This window comes from Pseudomonas sp. GWSMS-1, from assembly GCF_049847425.1.
Classification (GTDB): Bacteria; Pseudomonadota; Gammaproteobacteria; order Pseudomonadales; family Pseudomonadaceae; genus Aquipseudomonas.
On the sequence record NZ_JBMHHV010000005.1, the window covers coordinates 2,723,862 to 2,741,719 of the forward strand.

The following is a 17,858-nucleotide window of genomic DNA, read 5'->3' on the forward strand; positions in this document are numbered from 1 at the left end:
ACTGGCAACTCACCACACGCACAATTTTGCTAGCAGAGAAGCCTTCTGCTGTCGATATATGGCGCGACCCATGCTTTGCGTATACTGCGCCAATGTTTGCCCATTCTGCGTTCCGTGTGCGCCGCGCCTGCTGGCTGTCGGTGATCGGAATCCTCCTGCTGCTCGGCGGCTGTGCTGAAGAACCCAGCACACTCGAGCGCGTTCAGGCGGAGGGTGTACTGCGGGTGATCACCCGTAACAGCCCGGCCACCTACTTCCAGGACCGTAACGGCGAAACCGGCTTTGAATACGAGCTGGTAAAACGCTTTGCCGACGACCTGGGCGTTGAGCTAAAAATCGAAACCGCCGACAACCTTGATGACCTGTTTGCCAGCCTGAACAAACCTAATGGCCCGGTTCTGGCCGCCGCTGGCTTGGTAGAAAGCGACGGACGGCAACAGCATGCACGTTTCTCCTTGCCCTACCTCGAAGTCACGCCGCAGGTGATCTACCGTAACGGCGAGCAACGCCCGACTCGCCCCAGCGACTTAGTCGGCAAGCGCATCCTGGTACTTAAAGGCAGTAGCCATGCCGAACAGCTAGCAGCGCTCAAACTGCAACTGCCTGAGCTGACCTACGAAGAATCCGCCGCCATTGAAGTCGTCGACCTACTGCGTATGGTTGATGAGGGGCAAATCGATCTGACCCTGGTCGACTCCAATGAGCTGGCCATGAACCAGGTCTACTTCTCCAACGTGCGCGTGGCCTTTGACTTTGGAGACTCGCAGAACCTGGCATGGGCCACTGCACCCGGCCTGGACAATAGCCTGCTCGATGAAATCAATGTCTTCATCATGCGCTCGCACAAGAATGGCAGCCTAAAGCGCCTGAAGGACCGCTACTACGGCCACGTTGATGTACTCGGCTATGTCGGCGCCTACACCTTCGCCAAACACCTGCAGCAGCGCCTGCCTCGTTACGAAAAATACTTTCGCGAAGCCGCCAAGACCAATCAAGTGGACTGGCGCTTGCTCGCTGCCATGGGTTATCAGGAATCACTCTGGCAACCTACCGCAACCTCGAAAACCGGCGTACGCGGACTGATGATGCTGACGTTGCGCACCGCCCAGGCCATGGGCGTTTCGGATCGCCTGGACCCCAAGCAAAGCATTCAAGGCGGCGCCAAATATATTGTGCACGTGAAGAACCAGCTGCCCGAAAGCATTCTAGAACCCGACCGCACCTGGTTTGCCCTGGCCTCGTACAACGTCGGCGGCGGGCACCTGGAAGACGCCCGCAAGCTCACCGAAGCCGAAGGCCTCGACCCGAATAAGTGGCTGGATGTGCAGAAAATTCTGCCGCGCCTGGCGCAGAAGCAGTGGTACAGCAAGACTCGCTACGGCTATGCCCGCGGCGGCGAGCCGGTGCATTTTGTGCGCAACATTCGCCGTTACTACGACATCCTCACCTGGGTAACCCAGCCACAGCTGGAAGGCTCGCAAATCGCCGAAAGCAACCAACACGTACCCGGCATCGATAAAAGCCAGCCCATTCAGCAGACGCCGCCGCTCTAACGCTGCTCGCGCCGCGCCTTGAAGAAGGTACTGAGCACCGCCCCGCACTCCTCCGCCAACACCCCACCTTCAACCAACACCCGGTGGTTGAGAAACGCCTGATTAAAGAACTCGCCCCGGCTCAACGCCACACCCGCCTTGGGCTCAGTTGCGCCAAACACCACACGCTGCACCCGCGCATGCACAATCAAGCCTGCGCACATGCTGCACGGCTCCAGCGTCACATACAGCGTACTGCCCGGCAGCCGGTAGTTATCCACGGCCTGCGCGGCAGCGCGAACCGCCACCATTTCGGCATGCGCACTCGGGTCATGGGTGGAAATCGGGCAATTAAAACCGCGCCCGACAATCACCCCGCCCTGCACCAGCACCGCACCGACCGGCACCTCGCCCAACGCAGCACCTTCGGCGGCCAGCGCCAGCGCCTCACGCATAAAGTGCGCGTCCTGGCTGCGGTCAACAATCAACGGACGGCGCATCAGGCCACCTCAATCGCGGCCATCAGGCCGGTTTCCATGTGGTCAATCACATGGCAATGGAACATCCAGATTCCCGGGTTATCAGCGACAAATGCGATACGCGCCACTTCATTCTTGCCCAGCAGATAGGTGTCGGTGAAATACGGAATGATCTTCTTGCGGTTGGACGAGATCACCTTGAATGCCAGCCCGTGCAAGTGAATGGGGTGCAGGTACTGCGCCATATTGCGCAGCTCGAAGATGTAGTGGCCATCTTTCTTCAGGCTGGCTATCGGTCGATCGGCACAAGTCTTGTCGTTGATATCCCAGGCCTGACCGTTGATCTGCCAGTACTTGGCCGGACCCTTGTCACCCTCACTGACCAAGCGCGCCGACCACTCAAAGTTAAACCGCAGCACCTCAGCGCGCTCAAGGTCCGGCTCAGCCACCGGATTAGCCGGCAGCGGCGCTGGCCACGCGCCGACAGCCTCAACACTGACCACGCTTTTCAGCGTCGCCAAGCGCAGCGGACCATTGCGCAGCGACAACTCCACACCCGCCTCTGGCACACGCACCGCCAGGTCAATACGCATACCCGGCCCTAACCAATATTCCTTACCCAAAGGCCGCGGTTCAATCGGGTGGCCATCCAACGCATACAAGCGCGCCTCGGCGCCCGGCAGGTTGAGCCGGTACGTCACCGTGCTGTCCAGATTCAACACCCGCAGCCGCACCACCTGCCCAGCAGGCAACTCAAGCACGGGAACGGGTTTGCCATTGATTGTGGTGAGCCGACCACGCGTCCCCTCACGCGCTGCCTCGCGCGGCACGCTGAATGCAGTGAAGGCGCCCTGCTCATCGACATGCCAGGTTTTCAGGCTCAGGGTGCGCTCATGGGCAAAGCCGGTGGGCTCGCGCTCCTCGACAATCAACGGGCCGACCAAGCCGCGACCAAGCTGCTCGGCGCTGCTCAGGTGCGGGTGGTACCAGAAATTGCCGGCATCTTCGGTCTTGAAGCGGTAATCAAAATACTCGCCCGGCAGCACCGGTAATTGCGAGACATAGGGCACACCATCCATTTCCAGCGGCAGACGAATGCCATGCCAGTGAATGGTGGTCGGCTCGTCCAGATGATTGATAAACCGTACCCGCAACCAGTCACCCTGGCGGGCGCGGATCTCCAGCCCCGGCACTTGCCCGGCATAGCCCCAGGCCGGGGTGATGTGCCCAGGCACTAGCTCAACATCCAGCGGCGCAGCGATCAGCTCGTAATCATGGCTCGCCTGGTTTTCTGCACGCCCCAGCCAGTAACGCACGCCACCGACGCCAAATCCGGCGACGCCCAACGCACTGAGGCCGGCCAGAACCTGCCTGCGAGTAAACGCCATATTCGCTCCCGTGATCCGGATCCACTCCGGAGCAGTAGGCCGCCCGATGCATTTCAGGCAGCTAGTTGCAATATCTTCTCATTTACACCCACAGCAAGGCGAGCCTCGCGTCGCGCGCGATTGCCACACCCACAGAAACAACAAAGGCAGCTCGCGCTGCCTTTGTGGCGTTTCAACTCACTCGCAGGATCATTCCCACTCGATCATCAACAGGTCGCACAGACCCGCATGGTTAAAGGGATTAGCGCTGATCAACACGGGGCTTTACCGTCGTTTTTACCGTCGCCCGCGCAGAGCTTTTGCTGACGCGGGAGATGGAACGATTTGCGGGGCGACGACGTTAGCGACACCATGATTAATCAGCTATCACTTTATCCCTCCGCAGCCCCCGACGCGAGGCCTGACGGCTCGACACCGACTTGACGACAGCAGCCAACACGCCGAGACCTCCTAATATAGGGTAGGCAGCCACAGCAAAACCCCCTCATGAATGAGCAGCCATACCTTTTGCGGCACCAGCAACGAAGCTCTTCTTCTGGTTGGAAAGCCAGCACTACCGTATCATCTCAACGTTTAGATCATCCCTCTCGCCAAGTCATATGAACTATCCGAAAGGCCGAACCACCGCAGTGAGTACGGTGCCCGGATGCACTGGAACTACCATGACGAACGAAGACTTAATCGCTGCCCTACAAGGCATTGCTCAGAAGCATTGGGACACTCACAAGGCCCCAACATTACTGAGTCAGCTACCTAAATTGCTTTCAACGCATCTACAGGCAGACTACAAACCCATTCTCGGAACGGTAAGCCTAAAAAGCTTTATCAAAACGAGCCAAGGATTGGGAGGCTACCGTTTGGTGGAACACCCTACCCAGCGCGCCAAGCTAGGCATCGTTCCACCCGGGGTCGATTTCGAATTTCCCGTTACAACTGATGAAAAGACAATAAGCACTCTTTCACGACAGGACATCGAAGGATTCGCACGCGTACTAGGTGCACTGACGCCGGACGAACTCCGCCACGTTTCGCTCCCTGCAACCCTAGTGATAAAACTTCTGGAAACAAAGTGAGAGGCTTCGGATGGCGGTACTGGTTATTCTGATCGCCCGACACAAGCGAGCATTAAAATTATTTGAGGATCAGGGCCCGCAACTTCTGAACAAAGACCGCATGCCTCCGGCGATAGCAGATCGGACCGTGCTGCTACCGCGCACGTATGATCCAGACCGCGCGGGCACTACGACACTCAATGATTTTATTGAGTACGGCGGCACCTACGAGCTTGAGCCCGCCCCCCCAAACGTCGATGGCATAATCGTGCTACATGAAGAACCACTAAGCTACTTACTTAGCGGAATACAGAACGCAGTATTTTCCGCATCAATTCCTGCCATACCCTATGTGGAGAATGTTCAGAACTTTCTAATTGGACATTTCAGATTACTAATAGGAAACTATGGACTGCTGGTTGAATTGACGAGCAATGCAACAAAGTATCAGGCAGCTAGCCTTCCGATCAGAAACTTCAATGCTCAGGAGTTAAGAGCATTTATTGAGGTATGTCGCGCACGCTCGCTAGACAAGACATTTCAGAACGAAATCATTCCACGCCTAAACGATCTATTGCAGCGCCGAGGTCCTAAACGACGCTCAAACTACCCACACGTGTACTTCAAAGATGACGCGGAACGCTACTTCAAATATGGACATGAGCGACATTCTCGTTATGAGACGAGAGTTCCTCACACCGGAGCCTGCCGTATGAATGGGAGTTTCCGGTTAGGCTGGCCTCTGGAACAAGACAGGCATTTCAACGTGACGGTAGGAGATTCCGACACGAAAGAGCAGATTACCTGCCAGTTACCTAACTGCCACAATGAGATTGTCCACACTCGCAACAAAAGCCATATCAATATGTTTAGCAATGACTTCCATGCTTGAACAAGCCCACCTAAACAGCAGACAAAATAAAAGCGGGATACGCACTACGCGTTCCCGCTATTTACGTGCCTTTCGCTAATTCCCACCCGCTGCGGCAGTATAAGGGAGTACTCACTGGAAACCGAAGTTTCCGGATATTTCCCGCTATACCATCCATCAGTTACCTCTGAATTCGCCCCAAACAATTCAGTTGGAAGCGAAGCAGAACGGCCCGGAACGAAGGCTTTGAGCAAGCTTAACACAGATTCAACGCATGTGTGCCCCCTGCCTACCCCTCCAGAATCCGCCCATCTAGGGCAGATGAGCCTCGTTTAAAGCCACGATCTCCAGCCATAAACGCCTCCAACATATGTGGGATCAGTGTCATGGCATCGACTGTCTCACCATAGGTCTGCGCATGCGCCGCGGCATAGCGGTCGAGGTCAGCCTTCAGATTGGCCGGGCACGCAAAGGTTAGTTTGATGCTCTCCGTCTTGGGCAACGGCCCCAGCCGCAGCTTACGCGTAGTGCTCATCGTGAAGTTCCCTGATTGAAGAACAGCGGTTGGTAGGACCGGAGTACCAGATCCCGGTTGACGATGATGCGTACCGGCAGACCGGGTCGCCCGGTCAAGGTGGGCTGGATATTCATGTTGCGCCGGGTCATCTCCTGTCCAACCTGGTTCACGCTGTCCTGCAGGCCATCACGGCCGGCGATGATGATGCGATCGCCATCCTGGCGGTTCTCCGGCGCGGCCAGCTCGGCGCCGATACCCAGCAACGTTGTCAGAGCCGCGCCAGCGAAGACGCGATCCCAATGCCAATCGACGCCGTCCTCCAGGCCGGAGTAACCGGCTGGGTCGGTGCCCACGAGGTTGTCCAGCTTCAGTGAGGATGTGTCCGGCAATATGATGCGGTTCCACACCACCTGCACACGGCTCTGCCCGTAGCTGACCTGGCTGTTGTAGCGACCGAGAATGCGCGAGCTCTGCGGAATCAAAAGGTGCTTGCCGGTCGCAGTGTCGTAGACCGGCTCCGTCACCGTGCCAATCACGTCGCCCGGAAGATCCGACTTGATACCCGTTACCAGCGCGCCGGCGATCACCGTGCCAGCCATGACCTGGTACGGCGACGCCGGCAACTGCAGGCTCCCGGAATTTCGGGTTTCCGAGGAGCCTGTTTGCAGGAACACCTCTTTCTGCTCCTGCCGATTCTGCACGGCGGTCGGGTCAGCAGGCTGTGCGGCCGTCGACGCAGGACCGGCGGCCAGCGGATCGAAGCCCCCCAGTGTTGCTGCATCCGCGGCAGGCTGTGCAGGTGCAGCCACGGCCGGGCGCTGGCTGCCCGTGCGAAAAAACACCGATGAAGCGGCCGCTTCTTCGGCTTCCTTCAGCCGCGCCAGACGCTCGGCCTCGGCCGGGTCGTGACCAGGTGCCGTGTAGTTGGGGGCCGCCGATCGCTGCGACTGCACGATGGCCGGGCCAAGATCGCCCGGCAGCGGCGGTCCCAGCTCAGGTGGAGGCGGCGGCAGCTTGGAGTAGTCAGAGGGCAACCGGTCGAGCCCTTCGGAGCGAGAAACACGGTCGACATTATATAGCTCCGTCGAATCGCTCCCTCCTCGAGGCTTCGGTGGCTGCAAGGACCAGATGGTGGCACCCAACACCGCGACGGAGAGCCCACCGGCAAGCGCTGCCAGGGTGCGCCGGTTCAATCGCGTGACAGGGTGTGGCTGGGCGCGCAGCGCTACCGTTTCGGGCGGGACTTTGTCCGCCTGCGGCGCGACAAGATCGGGGGTATCGTCCTGGCTCATGCTCAGTGCCCTCGCGCCACGCCGTCCGTGCGTTCGATACGCACAACATCGCCCTTGTCGCCGCCCAGGCGCAACTCGGCCGCACCGAATAGCCGATCCACGATGTAGTACGGCGAACGGAAGCGGTAGTTGACCAACTGCCCATCGCCTTGCGCACCGATCACGAACATCGGTGGTAGCTCGCCCTGTGCGATGCCGGCGGGAAACTGGATGTAGACCTTCTCGCCATCATCGAAGGCGCGTAATGGCTGCCACGATGGATTGCTACCGCTGATCGCGTAGCGAAAGCGGATCTTCTCCAGCGACAGGCCGCTATCGATCGGCGCGCTCGCCTGCGCGGCCTGTGCCTGGCGCTGCAAGGCCAACATACGATCCTTCGGATAATCCCAGGACACCGAGGCCATCCAGGCTTTCTCCGTCGAGGTCAGCTCAATGAGATAAGTGCGCCGACTGGTGGTGATGACCAAGTTAGTCTTCATATCTGAGCGAATCGGTTTGACCAGCACGTTGACGCGTAGCGCGTCGCCAGAACCACTGGAGGTGTCGCCGACGATCCAGCGCACCGTGTCGCCAGCGGCCACCGTCACCAGTTCTTCACCGGCCTGCAGCGCGATCACGGTCACTCGCTCAGGCGCGGCATAGACTTGGTAAAGCGCGCCGTCACTGTAGGGCCAGACTTGGATTGCATTGATGTAGCCCTCGCGCGTAGGCACCACCCTCGCCTCCTGGTTGGCGCGCGACACCCTCACTTTCTCGTCAGCCGGCTCCGGCGCAGGACCGACTACATCTGGCAGCGGCTTCATCTGTGCCGGCATCGGCAGCACCTTGGGCACCTCCACCACTTCCACCGGCTTAGGTTGCTCGGGCAGCGGCTGCGCCTGCACCGGCTCGTCGAGCGAAATACGCGGTGGTGGCTTGCCCTGGCTGCTACAGCCGGCCAAGGCCAGCAAGACCAGGGGAAGCGCGGATATGCGAAAAGACAGGTTCATGGCCTAGCTCCTTCGGACGCATCGAGCTCGCGACTCCACGACAGCCCGTTGACGTAGATGCCTAAGGGGTTCTTACGCAGACGCTGTTCGGTACGCGGGGTTTGCAAGACAGTGGAAATCACCGCGTTCCAGCGCTCGGTGCCAGCGGGCGAGCCGTTGACGAAGCGCTGCTCCGTCCAACGCACGTTGAAAGAGGCTTCGCTGGCTCGTACGACGCTGCTGACCTGCACCGTCACCGATTCCTTGCCGACGCGGGCGAACGGGTCGTTGATACGTGCGTAGTCGTTGAGCACGACCGCACCGCGATCAGTGGTGTAGTCGTAGGCATCAAACCAGTTCTGCCGCACCACGATCGGGTCGATGGACAGCGAACGCACTAGCGTGACGAAGCGCGCCAGGTGATAGGCAACCTGCGCATCAGCCGGCCGGTAAGGTATGGCTGCCTCGCCGACCGCGCGTACCTGGCCAGATCTGTCCACCTCCACCACATAGGGCGTGACGATGGACTGCGCCGAACGCCAGACCAGGCCTCCCGCCATCAGTAATGCAAGCGCCAGGCAGCCAAAGGCCATAAGGCGCCAGTTTCTCGCCTGCACGCGGGCCGAGCCGATGCGCTCGTCCCACGCCTGCGCAGCGGCCTGGTAAGGGGTGGCGGGTTGTGGCGTCTCGGCGTAGCGCACCCGTGAACGGTTGAAACGCATGACTAGTCCTCCTTTATGAGTCCGAATCCCGCAAGTTCGGGCCACTGCCCGAACCGCCGCCATCGCCACCGCGCAACGTGTGCGCGACAGTGGTGGCGGCATGGCTGATCTGCTGGCGTCGCTGCAGGCGCTTGGCCCATGCAGGTTGTGCCTTGACATCCGCGGCAACGGGGGACGCGTTGCCTGAGGCGGCCTCGCCGCCTCCTGAGGAAGCTCCTCCTCCTCCTCCTCCTCCTCCTCCTCCTCCTCCTCCTCCTCCTCCTCCTCCTCCTCCTCCGGCAAACTGGCCCTTGAGCGAGCGCACCCCGGCAGCTAGTTTCGCGGCCGGCGCCATGCGTGCTCCAGCGGCGACCGCAGCACCCACGCCGGTTGCGGCAGCGCCAGCGGCGACCGCCATGCCCGCAGCACCGAGCGCGGCACCGGCCATCGCCCCCGCCCCCAGCTGAGGGCCACCGGAAATCAGCCCTGTGGCAATGCCCGGCCCGAAGATGCCCAGAGCAAGCAACGCCAGCGACGCCAGCATGAGCACTAGCGCGTGGTCGATAGACGGCTCGTTGGGGTGTACCTGAAATTCGGCAAACAACCCCGTGCCGATGCCCACGATCACCGCTAGCACCAGCACCTTGACGCCGGAGGACACCACGTTGCCCAACACCTTTTCGGCAAGGAACGCGGTCTTGTTCCACAACGCGAATGGCACCAGTACGAACCCCGCGAGCGTGGTCAGCTTGAACTCGATCAGGGTGATGAACAGCTGTATCGCCAGCACGAAGAAGCAGACGATGACCACCAGGTAGGCCAGGAACAAAATAACGATGGGATCGAGGTTGACGAACACCTCGGGGAAGCCGGTCATCTCGCCGATCTGCGCCAAGATCGGTGCGCCGGCGTCGATGCCGGTTTTCGCCAACCGTCCCGGCTGCAGAAACGTCTGCATGCTGAGCGCACCGGTCGCCGTCAGACCTAGCCCAGCAAAGGAGCGAAAGACGATGCTGGCCAGCCAATTAAAGTTACCGATGATGTAAGCGAAAGCACCGACGTAGAGCACCTTGCGGATAAGCTTCGCCATCACGTCTTCACCCTGGCCGGTGGCATGGCCAAGCGCCCAGTAGAGCCCGGCGAACGTCATGTCGATGGCGATCAGCGTGGCGGTGAGGAAAGCGACCTCGCCTTGCAGCAGCCCGAAACCTGAGTCGATGTAGCGCGAAAACGTGTCGAGGAACCGGTCGATGATCGTTACGTCATTCATGGCGTGGTCTCCGAGGCAAAGGCAGCCGACGTAGCGCGCCCGGCCTCATCGTGGACGGGGCTGTCGAAAGTCGGTGGAATCGACGGCAGTTCCTCAGCAGTGAGGTATTCATCCGGGCCGCTCTGACCGTCGAAGAAACGGCGCCGGTACGCCTCGGCGGCCGCCCTGCAGTCACCCTCGCCCATGCCCTTCCAATCCGCCGCGCACTGGCTGCGCAGCGCCTTGAGCCGCACAGGATCTGCGGCCAGGCCTTCGCTGGACGGCTGGTCGCAGCCCGCCAGCAGCACAACCGACAACACGAGGACATAGCGCATGGCGGCCTCCGTCAGTTCCCGTAGAACTGGACAGACTGCGGCGTATACGGCGTGCCCTCGCCCAAGAAGCGCCGCCGTACTTCGCGGGCGCGCTCGCTGGCCGCCGCCTGTCGCGCCAGCTCCAGCGACGCCGCACGGTCCTGGGTGAGCTGGAGCTGCTGCGCCTGGATGGACTGCTTGGCCTGCAGGGCCAGCAACTGGTTGGTCGCCTGCATGGCCTGCAGCGCGCCGGTGGCCGACTGACTCTGGCCCACCAGGTCAGTCAGCGCACTTTCATCCTCGCTCAGGTTTCGCGACACCTGCGCCTGCATGCGCATCGCGGTGTGCAGGCCATCGAGTGTGTGCGCCCAGCGCTCGCGGGCATCGCGGTACATCTGGTCGCCGCTGACGGTGGCGGCGTACTCCGCCGGGTACAGGCGTGCAAACTCGCTGTCGAGGTTCTGCACGTCATAGGCAAGCCCTTGCGCCTCGGCGATCAGTTGCTCGCTCCTGGCCAGCGACGCGCGAAGCTGGTTGACGACACTGAAGTCGAGGCTAGCCAGGTTGCGCGCCTGGTTGCTGAGCATCTGCGCCTCGTTCTGCAGTTGCTGCACCTGGTTGTTGATCTGCTCCAGCGTGCGGATCGCCGTCAGGGTGTTCTGCACGAGGTTCGCCGGATCGATCACGGTTAATGCAGCCGCAGGCTGCACCACCAGTAACGCTGCGGACATCTGGATGGCGAGGAATAAGGACAGCGCATGGGCTTTCATGGCGAAACCTCCTGAAGTTGAACCGCGCGGGACGACACGACACAGGGCGAAGACGGCAGCAGCTCGGCCGCCCAGTCGAGGCCGCGATGGCGCAGCCAGGCAGCGGCGAAGCCCGGCACACCGGCATCGCCCAACACGCCGTCGATGGCGCGCTGATCTTGGGGCGTCGAGACACCCGTGAACGCGAGCGCGATGGGGCCCAAGTCGAGATCGAACAGGCGGTTGCCCGCACGGGACTGGTAGTAGTAATCGCGCTTGGGCTGCGCGGTGGTAACGATCTCAATCTGCCGCCCGCTGAGCCCAAAGCTCTCGTAGATCGCGCGGATTTGCGGCTCGCTGGCCTGCGGGTTGGGCAGGAAGATGCGGCTCGCGCAGCTTTCGATGATCGCCGGGGCGATGGTCGAATCCTTGATGTCGGCGAGCGACTGCGTGGCGAAGATCACGCTGACATTCTTCTTGCGCAGCGTCTTGAGCCACTGGCGAATGCGCGCGGCGAACGCCGGGTCGTCGAGGAACAGCCAGGACTCGTCGAGGATCAACAGCGTCGGCGCGCCGTCGAAGCGCTCCTCCAAGCGCGCGAACAGGTAGCCCAGCACGGCCAGCACCGCCGCCTTGCTGTGCATCAGCTCCTCCATCTCGAAGCACTGCACATCGGCCAGGCCCAGATAGTCGAGGTCAGAGTCGAGCAACTTGCCGTGCGCCCCGCCAAGCACATAGGGTGCCAGCGCCTGGCGCAGCACGTTCGATTGCAGCAACACCGATAGGCCGGTGAGTGTGCGCTGCTCGGCCGGTGCGCCAGCGAGGCTGCCGAGCGCGGACCAGATCGCGGCCCTCTCGTCGGGGCCAACGGCCAAGCCCTCGTGCAACAGGCGCCCTTCGACCCACTCGGCCGCCCAGCTGCGATAGCCCTCCTGGTCGATGAGCGCGAGCGGCTGGAAGGCAATCGCGCCATCGGCGCCTAGGTCGTAATGTTCACCGCCCAAGCCGAGCACCGTCGCCCGCATCGAGCCGCCCATGTCGAAGGCGAAGATCCGAGAGCCGGGGTAGCGACGAAACTGCAGCACCAGTGTGGCGAGCAGGACGGACTTGCCCATACCAGTCGGGCCGACGACCAGGGTATGGCCAACGTCGCCGAGGTGCGTCACCAGCCGGAACGGCGTTGCACCCTCGGTACGGGTGACGATCAGTGGCGGCCCGTCGAGATGGGCATTTTTCTCCGGCCCGGCCCATACAGCCGACACAGGCATCAAGTGCGCGAGGTTCAGCGTCGAGACGATGGGCTGGCGCACGTTGGCGTAGGTGTTGCCCGGCACCGAGGACAGCCACGCTTCCACCGAATTGAGGGTTTCCGGAATAGTCACGAAACCCCGGCCCTGAATAACGCGCTCCACCCCGCGCAACTTCTCGTCAGCTCTGTCGGCGTCGACATCAAGCACCGTTACGGTCGCCGTAACGAAGCCGAAGGCGACCTGGTCACTGCCCAGCGCCTGCAGAGCGGCATCCGCATCGGCCGCCTTGTTGCTGGCATCGGTATCAACCAGCGGGCTTTCCTGCTGGAACAGAGTTTCACGCAGCAACGCCAGGACGCTCTTGCGCTTGGCGAACCACTGGCGGCGCAGGCGACCGAGCTCCTTTTCCGCCTCGGCCTTGTCCAGGCACAGGAAACGCGTGCTCCAGCGGTAGGCGAAGCCCAACCGGTTGAGGTCGTCCAGAATTCCCGGCCAGGTTGAGGTCGGGAAACCGCGCACCGTGACTACGCGCAAGTGCGCATTGCCCAACATCGGTGCCAGACCACCGAGCAGTGGCATGTCAGCCAGCAGCGTGTCGAGGTGGAACGGCACTTCTGGAACCTCAATGCCATAGTGCCTAGTCGAAACGGTCGCATGCAGGTAGCTCAGCGTTTCGCCGTCGCCGAGCCAATCGATCTCCGGCAGCACGCCATCGAGCAGATCGAAAATTCGCTCGCTCTCGGCGGTGAAGGCCGTGAGGCGCTCGCGCCAGTCCACACCGACCGTCGAAGCATTCTCATAGAGCAGCTTCGCCGCGCGAGCGTGTGACTCTTCTGGCGGCAGGTATTGCAGCGTGAGGTGGTAGCCACTCTCGAAGTGGTTGCCGGACTCCTCGAATGCCGCACGCCGTTCCTCGTCCACCAACCAGGACAGCGGCTCGGGAAAGTCCGAGTGCGGATAACCCGCCGCCGCCCGACGCTCAGCCTCAATGAACAACGCCCAGCCAGCGCCGAGTCGACGCAACGCGTTGTTCAGCCGTGCAGTGATGGCCACCAACTCGCCTTGCGTCGCGCTATCGAGGTCGGGACCACGGAAGCGCACCGTGCGCTGGAACGAACCGTCCTTGTTCAATACGACACCGGGCGCGACCAAACCGGCCCACGGTAGCCAGTCGGCGAGTAAGGCCGGTCGCTGGCGGTATTCGGCAAGATGCAACATCGCAGCAATCTCCTTTCACACGTCCAGCAGCGGTTTGTGTTTGAGGTGTCTGGCAAATACCTGCATGAATTGCGGATCGAGGCGCGCGCCCCATACCGCCAGCGCATGGCCGACCAGCCACAGCACCAGGCCCGGAAGCCAGAGTTGCAGGCCAAGCCCAACAGCGGCGGCCAACGTGCCGTTGGCGATGGCCACGGTGCGCGGCGCACCACCGAGCAGAATCGGCTCGGTCAGCGAGCGGTGCAGCGGCACCTCAAAGCCCGGCAGGTCGATTCCCGCGCTCATACGACCGCCCCTCCAGAAAAACTGAAGAACGACAGGAAGAATGAGGAGGCCGCGAAGGCGATGCTCAGCCCGAAGACAATCTGGATCAGCTTGCGAAAGCCGCCTGACGTGTCGCCGAACGCCAGCGTAAGGCCCGTGGAGATGATGATAATGACGGCCACGATGCGCGCGACTGGCCCCTGGATCGACTCGAGAATGGATTCGAGCGGACCCTCCCAGGGCATCGAGGAACCGGCCGCCCTCGCCGTGCCTGCTGTCATCAGCATGACGAAGGCCAGCAACAGGTCTCGCCGCACAGCCCCAGCCAGATGGCACAGGCGCACGCGGCACGAAGCCGGAATTGCGTAAAAGCGGGAAACAGGGGCGCGTGTTGGCGTCATGGCAGTTCTCCAGGCGTGGTCGAGGACAGGAAAAATGGCGTGAGTTGATCGGCAAGCGGCTCTCCCAACACATCCGCCAGGCGATAGCCCGCGTCGTCGAAGCCGACAACGCGGGCGATGCTCTCGATACGGCGCAGGCGGCCGCGGCCGGCGATGAAGATCACCACGTTGACCGCCTCGGCGATCAACGCGCGCGGCGGATTCACGGCCACTTCGAGCACCAACTGCTCTAGGCGCAACAGCGCGCCTAAGGCTGAGCCGGCATGGATGGTGGCGATCCCGCCCGGATGGCCGGTGCCCCACACCTTGATGAGATCCAGTGCCTCGCCACCGCGCACTTCGCCAACAACCACGCGGTCAGGGCGCAGCCGCATCGTGGCGCGCACTAGCTCACGCATGGTGACCACGCCCGCGCGAGTGCGCAGCGGCACGTGGTCGCGTGCGGCGCATTGCAGTTCGATGGTGTCTTCGAGTACCAGCACGCGGTCGCCGGTCACCGCGATCTCGGCGAGCAAGGCATTGGCAAGCGTGGTCTTGCCGGTGCTAGTGCCGCCGGCAATCAGAATGTTCTGCCGCTCGCGCACTGCGCCGCGCAAGAACCCAGCCTGCATAGCGGTCATCATCCCGTCGGCCACGTAACGCTCCAATGGAATGACACCCACGGCGCGCTTGCGCAAGGCGAAGGCCGGGCCAGGTGCCGCCGGCGGCAGAATGCCCTCGAAGCGCTCACCGGTTTCCGGCAGCTCGGCACTCAGCAGCGGCTGGCCACGATGCACCTCCGCGCCAACATGTGCGGCGACTAGACGAATGATGCGTTCTCCGTCCGCCTCGGACAGCTCCGCACCCAGCGGCGCACGCCCCGACGACAGGCGATCCACCCACAGCGTGCGGTCGGGGTTAAGCATGATCTCCACCACGTCCGGATCTTCGAGCGCGGCAGCGATAATCGGCCCCATCGCCGTGCGCAGCATGCGGATGCGCCGATCCAACGAGGTCGCACTGAAAGGCTGCGGCACGGAGCTCATGAAACACGCTCCCGCGCTTCGCCCAACGCGGTTTCATCCATGCGCAGATTGTCCGGATGCAGTTCCTCCACTACGTCGCGTACCAGGCTGCGCCCGCGCAGCAAGTGGCGACCGAGCTGCTCGACGAACTGTTCGAAGCGCGCCTTGCCTTGGGCCTTGGCCGCTTCTTGATGTGCCTCAGGCACCGGGGGGCTGACGGTCAGGAAGTAGCGGACGAACAGCGCCAACGTCTCGATCTCGATGGCCTGGTCGCGCTCCAGACGCTCGAACTGCCGCGACAGGCGATCCAGTCGCTTGCCAATGGCCGCCTCGCGCTGGTCGCCTGCATCCGCCGACAGCCAGGAAGCCAGGGCCGCCGCGACGATAGAGGACTTGGATACGCCCTTCTTGGCGGCCAGCTCGTCCAAGCGGCGGGCATGTTCGGGCTGGATGAACAGATTGAGGCGGTACTGGCTCATAACTGGATTCCGTCGTCGGGGTCGAGAGCAGCCTGCCGGGCGACACGCTGCATGGCAGGGTCGAACTGGCGAGGGAGAACGGGCTGCAGGTCATCGTCATCGAGCAACGCCAAGTCGCTGTATGCCCACTCTTGCTCGGGGCTGTAGGTGACGGTCTCGGATAATTCGGGCTGGCGGCGCGGGCCGCCTTCGTCAGCGGAGATGGCCGCCGAGTCAAAGCTGAGCCCCGCAGTCATCGGCGCTACGAGAACAGCCAGACCGCTCCAATCATCTGCACGCACCGGCGGTGCATCGGCGTAACGTCCGGCTGCGAGAGTCGGCGGCGGCAGCACGCGCCGCTTGAAGTTGGCATCGCTGTAGTAGCGCAGCTTTCGGGCCCTGATCGGCGCAACGCTCGACACCATCACCACGGCCTCGTCGGGTGGTAGCTGCATCACCTCCCCTGGCGTCAGTAGCGGCCGAGCGGTTTCCTGACGCGACACCATCAGATGCCCCAGCCACGGCGCGAGCCGATGACCCGCGTAGTTGCGCTGCGCACGCAGTTCCGTCGCGGTACCCAGCGTCTCGGAAATACGCTTGGCCGTGCGCTCGTCGTTGGTGGCGAAGGTCACTCGCACATGGCAGTTGTCGAGGATGGAATGGTTCTGCCCGTAGGCCTTGTCGATCTGATTAAGCGACTGCGAGATCAAGAACGCACGCAGGCCGTAGCCCGCCATGAACGCCAGGGCCGACTCGAAGAAGTCCAGCCGCCCCAACGCGGGGAATTCGTCGAGCATCAACAGCAGTTTGTGGCGGCGCTCCACGCCGTCGCTGCCGTCGAGCGATTCGGTCAGGCGCCGGCCGATCTGGTTAAGAATCAGGCGGATCAGTGGCTTGGTGCGGCTGATGTCCGAAGGCGGCACCACCAGGTACAGCGACACTGGATGCGCGGCGGCGATCAGGTCGGCGATGCGCCAGTCGCAGCGCGAGGTGACCTCGGCCACCGTCGGGTCGCGGTACAAGCCTAAGAACGACATGGCGGTGCTCAACACCCCCGAGCGCTCGTTGTCGCTCTTGTTGAGCACTTCGCGGGCGGCGGACGCGACCACCGGATGCGTCCCGTCACCGAGATGCCGCGTCGTCATCATTCGGTGCAGCGCCACCTCGAATGGACACTCAGGGTCGCTCAGAAAGTTGGCGACGCCGCGTAACGTCTTGTCCTCGCCCGCGTAGAGCACGTGCAGGATGGCGCCGACCAGCAGCGCGTGCGAGGTCTTCTCCCAATGGTTGCGGCGCTCCAGCGCGCCTTCCGGGTCCACCAGGATGTCCGCGATATTCTGCACATCGCGCACCTCATGCGCCCCACGGCGTACCTCCAGCAGCGGGTTATAGGCAGCCGAATGCGGATCGGTGGGATTGAACAGCAGGCAGTGGGAAAAACGCGAGCGCCAACCGGCAGTTAGGTTCCAGTTCTCGCCCTTGATGTCGTGGATGACCGCCGAGGCTGGCCAGCTCAGCAGCGTGGGGACCACCAGGCCGACGCCCTTGCCGGAACGAGTCGGCGCGAAGGCTAGTACATGCTCCGGCCCTTCGTGGCGCAGGTACTGGTCGTCATGCAGCCCGAGGAAGACACCCGCGGGCCGGTCCAGTCCCGCCTTGTGGATATCGTCGGCCTCGGCCCAGCGCGCCGAGCCATAGGTCGTGACCAGACGCGATTGGCGTGCGCGCCAGACCGACATGGTTATGGCAACGCCCACGGCGACCATGCCGCTTGCGCCAGCAATGGCCCCGCCAATATCGAAAACCTGCGGTGCATAAGCGCCGAAGAAGAACCACCACTCGAACAACCGCCAGGGGTGATAAACCGGCATGCCAAAGCAGTCAAACCACTGCGAGCCCAGGCGTGCCTGATAGCCCAGGGCAGCGGCTGTCCATTGTGTGGCGCTCCACACGCCGGCAATCACGATGCCGAATACGGCGGCGATCTGCCCGAACAGCACGTTCGTCCCTTGCATTGCCCGGCTCCCGATTTCTCCCGTGAAAGCAGCAAAAAGCTGGCTGCGTGGTCGAGATTCGGTGCCGGGGCAGTGCCGGTCAAAGACCTTTATCGGGACAAAGTTGGACTGGAGCGCATCAATTCATACAAGAGCG

At 62.2% G+C, this 17,858-nt stretch carries 18 protein-coding genes; 3 read left to right on the plus strand and 15 right to left on the minus strand.

Annotation, left to right across the window (positions count from 1 at the left end):
• Window positions 1-92: 92 nt before the first annotated feature.
• Window positions 93-1,553 carry a membrane-bound lytic murein transglycosylase MltF gene (gene mltF / locus ACEPAJ_RS16505; RefSeq protein ID WP_425916246.1) on the plus strand — a complete coding sequence of 487 codons (1,461 nt, stop codon included), beginning with the start codon at window positions 93-95 and terminating at the stop codon, window positions 1,551-1,553.
• Here the strand turns inward: mltF and tadA are convergent.
• Together tadA and ACEPAJ_RS16515 are read right to left on the minus strand one after the other, a co-directional pair.
• On the minus strand, window positions 1,550-2,032 hold the full coding sequence (tadA, locus tag ACEPAJ_RS16510) for a tRNA adenosine(34) deaminase TadA (protein WP_425916248.1): 483 nt from the start codon (window positions 2,030-2,032) through the stop codon (window positions 1,550-1,552). The genes mltF and tadA overlap by 4 nt on opposite strands.
• Window positions 2,032-3,399, minus strand: a complete 1,368-nt coding sequence (locus ACEPAJ_RS16515; RefSeq protein ID WP_425916250.1) for a multicopper oxidase family protein — start codon at window positions 3,397-3,399, stop codon at window positions 2,032-2,034. The genes tadA and ACEPAJ_RS16515 overlap by 1 nt, the downstream gene beginning before the upstream one ends.
• Window positions 3,400-4,061: 662 nt before the next feature.
• Here ACEPAJ_RS16515 and ACEPAJ_RS16520 point away from each other — a divergent pair.
• Both ACEPAJ_RS16520 and ACEPAJ_RS16525 read left to right on the plus strand, forming a co-directional pair.
• Entirely contained in the window at window positions 4,062-4,472 is a 411-nt protein-coding gene (locus ACEPAJ_RS16520) for a hypothetical protein (RefSeq protein WP_425916252.1), read from the plus strand.
• A 10-nt stretch (window positions 4,473-4,482) separates the two neighbouring features.
• On the plus strand, window positions 4,483-5,343 hold the full coding sequence (locus ACEPAJ_RS16525; RefSeq protein ID WP_425916254.1) for a hypothetical protein: 861 nt from the start codon (window positions 4,483-4,485) through the stop codon (window positions 5,341-5,343).
• A 268-nt stretch (window positions 5,344-5,611) separates the two neighbouring features.
• On the opposite strand, the gene ACEPAJ_RS16530 is transcribed toward ACEPAJ_RS16525, so the two are convergent.
• From ACEPAJ_RS16530 to ACEPAJ_RS16590, 13 genes are read right to left on the minus strand one after another with little or no spacing between them, the layout of a single operon-like run.
• A complete protein-coding gene (locus tag ACEPAJ_RS16530) occupies window positions 5,612-5,857 on the minus strand; it encodes a DUF2274 domain-containing protein (RefSeq protein ID WP_425916256.1) in 246 nt (81 codons plus the stop codon).
• Entirely contained in the window at window positions 5,854-7,131 is a 1,278-nt protein-coding gene (locus tag ACEPAJ_RS16535; RefSeq protein ID WP_425916258.1) for a TrbI/VirB10 family protein, read from the minus strand. Before ACEPAJ_RS16535 ends, ACEPAJ_RS16530 begins: the two co-directional genes overlap by 4 nt.
• 2 nt (window positions 7,132-7,133) lie before the next feature.
• Window positions 7,134-8,120 carry a P-type conjugative transfer protein TrbG gene (gene trbG / locus ACEPAJ_RS16540; RefSeq protein ID WP_425916260.1) on the minus strand — a complete coding sequence of 329 codons (987 nt, stop codon included), beginning with the start codon at window positions 8,118-8,120 and terminating at the stop codon, window positions 7,134-7,136.
• Window positions 8,117-8,821 (minus strand): conjugal transfer protein TrbF, encoded by a 705-nt coding sequence (gene trbF, locus ACEPAJ_RS16545; protein WP_425916262.1) that lies wholly within the window; start codon window positions 8,819-8,821, stop codon window positions 8,117-8,119. Before trbF ends, trbG begins: the two co-directional genes overlap by 4 nt.
• Window positions 8,822-8,834: 13 nt before the next feature.
• Window positions 8,835-10,070 (minus strand): P-type conjugative transfer protein TrbL, encoded by a 1,236-nt coding sequence (gene trbL / locus ACEPAJ_RS16550; RefSeq protein WP_425916264.1) that lies wholly within the window; start codon window positions 10,068-10,070, stop codon window positions 8,835-8,837.
• Entirely contained in the window at window positions 10,067-10,384 is a 318-nt protein-coding gene (locus ACEPAJ_RS16555) for a hypothetical protein (protein ID WP_425916266.1), read from the minus strand. The genes trbL and ACEPAJ_RS16555 overlap by 4 nt, the downstream gene beginning before the upstream one ends.
• 11 nt (window positions 10,385-10,395) lie before the next feature.
• Complete coding sequence (gene trbJ, locus ACEPAJ_RS16560; protein WP_425916268.1) at window positions 10,396-11,133, minus strand: P-type conjugative transfer protein TrbJ; 738 nt, start codon at window positions 11,131-11,133, stop codon at window positions 10,396-10,398.
• On the minus strand, window positions 11,130-13,580 hold the full coding sequence (gene trbE / locus ACEPAJ_RS16565) for a conjugal transfer protein TrbE (protein ID WP_425916270.1): 2,451 nt from the start codon (window positions 13,578-13,580) through the stop codon (window positions 11,130-11,132). The genes trbJ and trbE overlap by 4 nt, the downstream gene beginning before the upstream one ends.
• Before the next feature lie 15 nt (window positions 13,581-13,595).
• Complete coding sequence (locus tag ACEPAJ_RS16570; protein WP_425916272.1) at window positions 13,596-13,865, minus strand: VirB3 family type IV secretion system protein; 270 nt, start codon at window positions 13,863-13,865, stop codon at window positions 13,596-13,598.
• Window positions 13,862-14,245, minus strand: a complete 384-nt coding sequence (locus ACEPAJ_RS16575; RefSeq protein ID WP_425916274.1) for a TrbC/VirB2 family protein — start codon at window positions 14,243-14,245, stop codon at window positions 13,862-13,864. Before ACEPAJ_RS16575 ends, ACEPAJ_RS16570 begins: the two co-directional genes overlap by 4 nt.
• Complete coding sequence (gene trbB / locus ACEPAJ_RS16580) at window positions 14,242-15,270, minus strand: P-type conjugative transfer ATPase TrbB (protein ID WP_425916276.1); 1,029 nt, start codon at window positions 15,268-15,270, stop codon at window positions 14,242-14,244. The genes ACEPAJ_RS16575 and trbB overlap by 4 nt, the downstream gene beginning before the upstream one ends.
• Window positions 15,267-15,728 carry a CopG family transcriptional regulator gene (locus ACEPAJ_RS16585; protein ID WP_425916278.1) on the minus strand — a complete coding sequence of 154 codons (462 nt, stop codon included), beginning with the start codon at window positions 15,726-15,728 and terminating at the stop codon, window positions 15,267-15,269. Before ACEPAJ_RS16585 ends, trbB begins: the two co-directional genes overlap by 4 nt.
• Entirely contained in the window at window positions 15,725-17,722 is a 1,998-nt protein-coding gene (locus ACEPAJ_RS16590) for a conjugal transfer protein TraG (RefSeq protein WP_425916280.1), read from the minus strand. Before ACEPAJ_RS16590 ends, ACEPAJ_RS16585 begins: the two co-directional genes overlap by 4 nt.
• Between the last annotated feature and the right edge of the window lie 136 nt (window positions 17,723-17,858).